The following is a 5,068-nucleotide window of genomic DNA, read 5'->3' on the forward strand; positions in this document are numbered from 1 at the left end:
CGGCGCCGACGAACGTGGTCTTGCCCACGCCGAAGCCGCCCGCCACCACGATCTTCGCGGAGGTGGTGGAGCGGGAAGGACCGCCGCTAGAGCTTGCGAAGTCCACTGAGCACCCTTTCGAGCAGTGTCACGTCTGGCTGGCCACCGGCGTTCTCGTCGCCGCCGGGCTGATGGATGGCGACCAGGCCCGCCTCCGCCAAGTCGGCGACGAGAATCCTGGCCACGCCGAGGGGGATCGTCAGCAGGGCCGAGACCTCGGCCACCGACTTGATCTCCCGGCACAGGTTGCAGATCCGCTGATGCTCGGGCAGCTGGCCCTGCATCTGGTGCGGAGCGGCGGTGGTGTGCACCAGCGCCTCGATGGCGAGCTGGTAGCGCGGGCGGGTCCGTCCGCCGGTCATGGCGTACGGACGCACCAGGGGGTTGTTCGAGGCCGCCGCGGGGGCCGGATCGGGGCGTCGCTGCGGCTGGACCGGCTGGATCCGCGGGGCGGGGGGCTGGTCGTACGGCGACGGGCCGGGGCCCTGCGGGGCGTACGGCTGCCGGTGGTTCGGTGCGGAGGGGAAGTTGTACTGGTTCGCCGAACCATCGCCCCGGCCCTGGCCAGGGCCGTACGACCAGTTGCCCGAAGACGAACCGCCTGGGGGTGTTGCCACTTTCTCCTCCTCCGACTGCGCCGGGCACCCAAACCTGTGGCGCCGCGTCCCGAAACCTTACGGCCCCGGGACACTAAAACGCACCGTCCGATTACTAGTTGAGAAGGCTTCCCTGGAGCTCCGCGCGGAGATCCGGGGTGAGAACCGTGCCCGCGCGGTCCACCAGGAGGGCCATCTCGTACCCGATGAGGCCGATGTCCGCCTCCGGGTGGGCCAGGACCGCGAGCGACGAACCGTCGGAGATGGACATGATGAAGAGGAATCCCCGCTCCATCTCCACAACGGTCTGGTTCACGCTGCCGCCCTCGAAGATGCGCGAGGCACCGGCGGTCAGCGAGGTCAGACCGGAAGCGACGGCGGCGAGCTGGTCGGCGCGATCGCGGGGGAAGCCTTCGGACATCGCCAGAAGGAGTCCGTCGGCGGAGACCACCACCGTGTGGGACACCCCCGGGGTGTTGTCCACGAAGTTGGTGATCAACCAGTTCAGGTTCTGTGCCGCCTGGCTCATCGGGCTCACACTAACGCTCCTGGTTGTAGGTGCTGTCAGGCCCACTGTGCTGATTCCCAGTGGCCTGGCCGTTCGTTTCACTGCCTGCGCTGCGTCCTCGCTGGACGCCCCGGCGCAGGTTGCTCAGCCTGCCCCGGACGTCCTCCGGGGCGCGGGAGACCTGGGGGCCTCCCTGGGGGGTGGTCTCGGCGGAACCCTCGACCAGATTGGCCTTGGGTACCCGCCGCGGCAGACCCGATGCGGTGACCCCGCCTGCCTTGGGCTTGCGCAGCTGCGAGGCCTGCTGCCAGCGCTCGTCGTTCGCCGAACGCCAGCCGCTCTCGCCGTTGCCCCCCGGTGCGTCGACCGGTGCGGGAGCCGGGGCCTGCCGCTCCACGCGCGCCTGGCCGTTCGAGCCGCCCAGGCCGTTCGCACCGCTCGCGGGGGCTCCGCGGCGGGGCAGGCCGGCGCCGGTCAGCCCGTGGGAGGCGGTGGAGGCCGTTCCCGGACGATCGAAGCCTACGCGGTCGCGCTCACTCGTGTCAGCGGCCTGCGGGGATTCCGTTTGCGCGGCGTACTGGGCCGGATAGCCGTTCTGGTAACTGTCCTGCTGCGGCCAGTCGTCCTGGTAGGACGGGCTGTCGTAGGAGCCGAAGCCGTCGGCCGCCTGAGCGTGCGAGGGCGCCTGCTCCTCCTGAGCCGGTTCCGCATACGCCGCGCCCTGGTAGCCGCCGTTCGCGTGCGAGCCGTCGTTCTGCGGCACGCCGTTCGGCGCGTAGTACTGCTCGTCGTACGACTTCTCGTACGGCTGCTCGTACGACTCCTGGTACGCGGCGGGCCGCTGCTCCTCGTACGAGGGCTGCTGCTCCTGGTACGGCTGCTCGGTGTAGCCCGTGGCGCCGTTGCCGTAGCCCTGCCGCGCGTCGAACTCGTCCCCGAACCCGGCGGGAGCTCCGTCGGACTCCTGCTGCGGCTGGCCGTGCGACTGGGACTCCAGGGCCGCGCGGCGCTCCTCACGCATCAGGGAGCGGCCGACGGGGTCCAGGTCGCGGAGGTCGTCGGGGACGTCCGTGTACCGGCTGTCGTCGAAGCCGAGTTCGGCGGCGGTGCGCATCGGCTGCACCTGGCTGAAGCTTTCACCCTGGAACTGCTGCTCCGGGATGATCTGCGAGACGGTGAACTCGTCGCGGTCCAGCGCCTCGCCGCCACCGCCGTGCGTGATCGCGTCCGGCAGCATGACCAGCGAGGTCGTGCCGGCCTGCTCGCCCGAGGGGCGCAGCTGGACGCGGATGCCGTGCCGGTCGGACAGCCGGCCGACCACGAACAGGCCCATGCGCTGGGAGATCGCGGCGTCCACGGTCGGCGGGTTGGCCAGCTTGTGGTTGATGTCCGCGAAGTCCTCGGCCGTCAGGCCGATGCCCTTGTCGTGGATCTCGATCATGACGCGGCCGTCGGGGAGACGGGTCGCGGTGACGCGGACCTTGGTCTGCGGGGACGAGAACGTGGTGGCGTTCTCCAGCAGCTCGGCCAGCAGGTGCACGAGGTCGGTGACCGCGCGGCCGTGGATCTCGGCCTCCGGGACGCCGGACAGCTCGATGCGCTCGTACTGCTCCACCTCGGAGGAGGCGGCGCGCAGGACGTCGACCAGCGGGACCGGCTGGTCCCAGCGGCGGCCGGGCTCCTCGCCGGCGAGGACCAGGAGGTTCTCGCCGTTGCGGCGCATACGGGTCGCCAGGTGGTCCAGCCGGAACAGGTTCTCCAGCTGGTCCGGGTCGGCCTCGTTGTTCTCCAGGTCGGTGATCAGGGTCAGCTGGCCCTCGATCAGCGACTGGTTGCGGCGCGACAGGTTGGTGAAGATCGCGTTGATGTTGCCCCGCAGCAGGGCCTGCTCGGAGGCGAGCCGGACCGCTTCGCGGTGGACCTGGTCGAAGGCGCGGGCGACCTCGCCGATCTCGTCCTTGCTGGTGATCGGGATCGGGGCGACCCGGGTGTCGACCCGGCCGGGGTCGGTGCGCGAGAGCTGGTCGACCAGCATCGGCAGCCGCTGCTCGGCGATGCCGAAGGCGGCGTTGCGCAGCTGGCGCATCGAGCGGCTCATCTGGCGGGCCACCAGACCGGCCAGGATGAACGCGAGCAGCAGGGTGAGGACGACCACGGAACCGGTGATGAAGGCCGAGGTCTTGGCGTCGTCGGCGATGCCCGATGCCTCGTTCACCGCCCTGTCGGCCATGTCCGACTCGATCTGGCGGTAGGCCTTGTACTTCAGCGTGTTGAGCGCCCACCAGTTCTGGACGGTGATGCCCTTCCCGGCGAGCGCCTGACGGGTGGCCGCGCTGGTGTCCGTCATGTTGACGAGCTCGGCGACCATCTTCGTCGGGTCGGCCGGCGGGGCGACGTACTTCGGGTCCTCGCCCTTGGCCTTCTCAACCAGGGCGGCGCCGTCCGTCTTGATCTTGTCCTTGGCGTCGACGAGCTTCTGCGCGTCGGCCTCGGTGCCACCGCCCTTGTACTCCTCGACGGCGATGCCCTCGAGGTAGGCGTAGGAGGACAGGGAGACCCGCTGGGTCGCCAGGTTCGGGGCGTCCGGGCCGGGCTTGACCAGCAGGTGCGTGCCGATCGACCGCTCCAGCGAGAGCGCGGCCTTGGTCAGCGCCATGGCGTAGACGGTGCGGCCGTAGGAGGTGATGTTTCCGGTGCCCAGGCCCAGCTCGTTGGCGAACTCCATGAGCGGGTGGATGACCTCGACGTAGCCCTCTTCGGTCTGCACGCCGGTCACCTTGGAGGTGTACGCGACCTGGCGCAGCTGCGCCAGCTTGGGCTCGGCCTCGCGGAACAGCTTCAGCCGGCGGTCCAGGCCCGACGTGTGCGGCATGTCCTCCGCGGCCTGGTCGAAGACGTCGGCGGCCTGGTTCGTGGCCTTGCGGGCCGAATCGACGGTCGCCTTCCCGGACCCGCTCTTCTGCTTCAGGAGCAGGGGAACGGCGGTGACGTCACGCTCGTTCTCCAAAGCGTCGGCGTAGCCGAGGGAGGCGCGCACCAGCCGGGCGGTGTTCTCGGCGTCACGGGCCTGCTGCCAGGTGTCGATCGAGTTCTTCACCTGGAAGCCGCCCATGACGAGACCGACCACCACGGGTATGAGCAGGATGGCGTTCAGCCGGGTCGGCACCCGCCAGTTGCGCGGGGAGAAACGGCCGCCGCTCGGCGCGGGAGTGGCCACCGGCTCCGAACCGGACACGGGGGTGGGCGCCGCAGCGCGCGGCGGCGGGGTGAAGTTGCCCCGCGCCGACGGCTCGGGACCGTTCTTGCTTCGCCTCACTCGACCAACAACCTCTCGGCGGTCGGCACCTTCGTCGTGCCGCAGTCTCTCAGAGCCCGGTTCGTCATCGACCATTCAGTACGTCGTCGACCATTGGGCAGTTCAGGCATTCCAGCACGCGGACCAGCGCACTTCCAAACAGTGGAAACCTTGTGACGGCACCGTTGTAAGCCGTAGATAAAACGGTCATAAAACGCGAGCCCCGCCAAAAGGCGGGGCGTTTGTGAGCGCAGCGGCATCGCGCGACAGCGTCGCGTGTCGGTACCAGGCGATTCCTCTGCCGAACTGTTATGAACACCGGAGCCGACCGTGTCATAGGCCACAGCCGGCTCCGGACGCTTTACGGCAACTGCCGTACGGCACGTCGCATTTCGGTGCTACCGCAGACGTGCCATGAGTGCGTGCTCGACCAGGGTGATCAGTGCGCTCTTGGCGTCGGCGCGGTGCCGGGCGTCGGTGGTGATGATCGGGGTGTCGGGGCCGATCTGCAGTGCCTCGCGGACCTCGTCCGGCTGGTAGGGCTGGCTGCCGTCGAAGCCGTTGAGGGCGACGACGAAGGGCAGGCCCGAGTTCTCGAAGTAGTCGACCGCGGGGAAGCAGTCGGCGAGG

Annotated in this window: 3 protein-coding genes and 2 pseudogenes; all 5 read right to left on the reverse strand. The window is 69.6% G+C overall.

Annotation, left to right across the window (positions count from 1 at the left end; genetic code table 11):
* Positions 1–106 (reverse strand): annotated as a pseudogene (locus IE177_RS34455) (ATP-binding protein); the annotation flags it as partial.
* On the reverse strand, positions 87–656 hold the full coding sequence (locus IE177_RS34460; RefSeq protein WP_190019431.1) for a DUF742 domain-containing protein: 570 nt from the start codon (positions 654–656) through the stop codon (positions 87–89). The gene IE177_RS34460 and the pseudogene IE177_RS34455, both read right to left, overlap by 20 nt.
* A gap of 94 nt (positions 657–750) precedes the next feature.
* Positions 751–1,164, reverse strand: coding sequence for a roadblock/LC7 domain-containing protein (locus tag IE177_RS34465; protein WP_004983065.1), 414 nt, complete (start codon positions 1,162–1,164; stop codon positions 751–753).
* Positions 1,165–1,174: 10 nt separating this feature from the next.
* Positions 1,175–4,459, reverse strand: a complete 3,285-nt coding sequence (locus tag IE177_RS34470; protein ID WP_190019432.1) for a sensor histidine kinase — start codon at positions 4,457–4,459, stop codon at positions 1,175–1,177.
* Positions 4,460–4,836: 377 nt separating this feature from the next.
* Positions 4,837–5,068: pseudogene (locus IE177_RS34475) on the reverse strand (ATP-binding protein); the annotation flags it as partial.

Origin of the sequence: Streptomyces lucensis JCM 4490 (assembly GCF_014650035.1) — a bacterium.
Classification (GTDB): Bacteria; Actinomycetota; Actinomycetes; order Streptomycetales; family Streptomycetaceae; genus Streptomyces; species Streptomyces lucensis.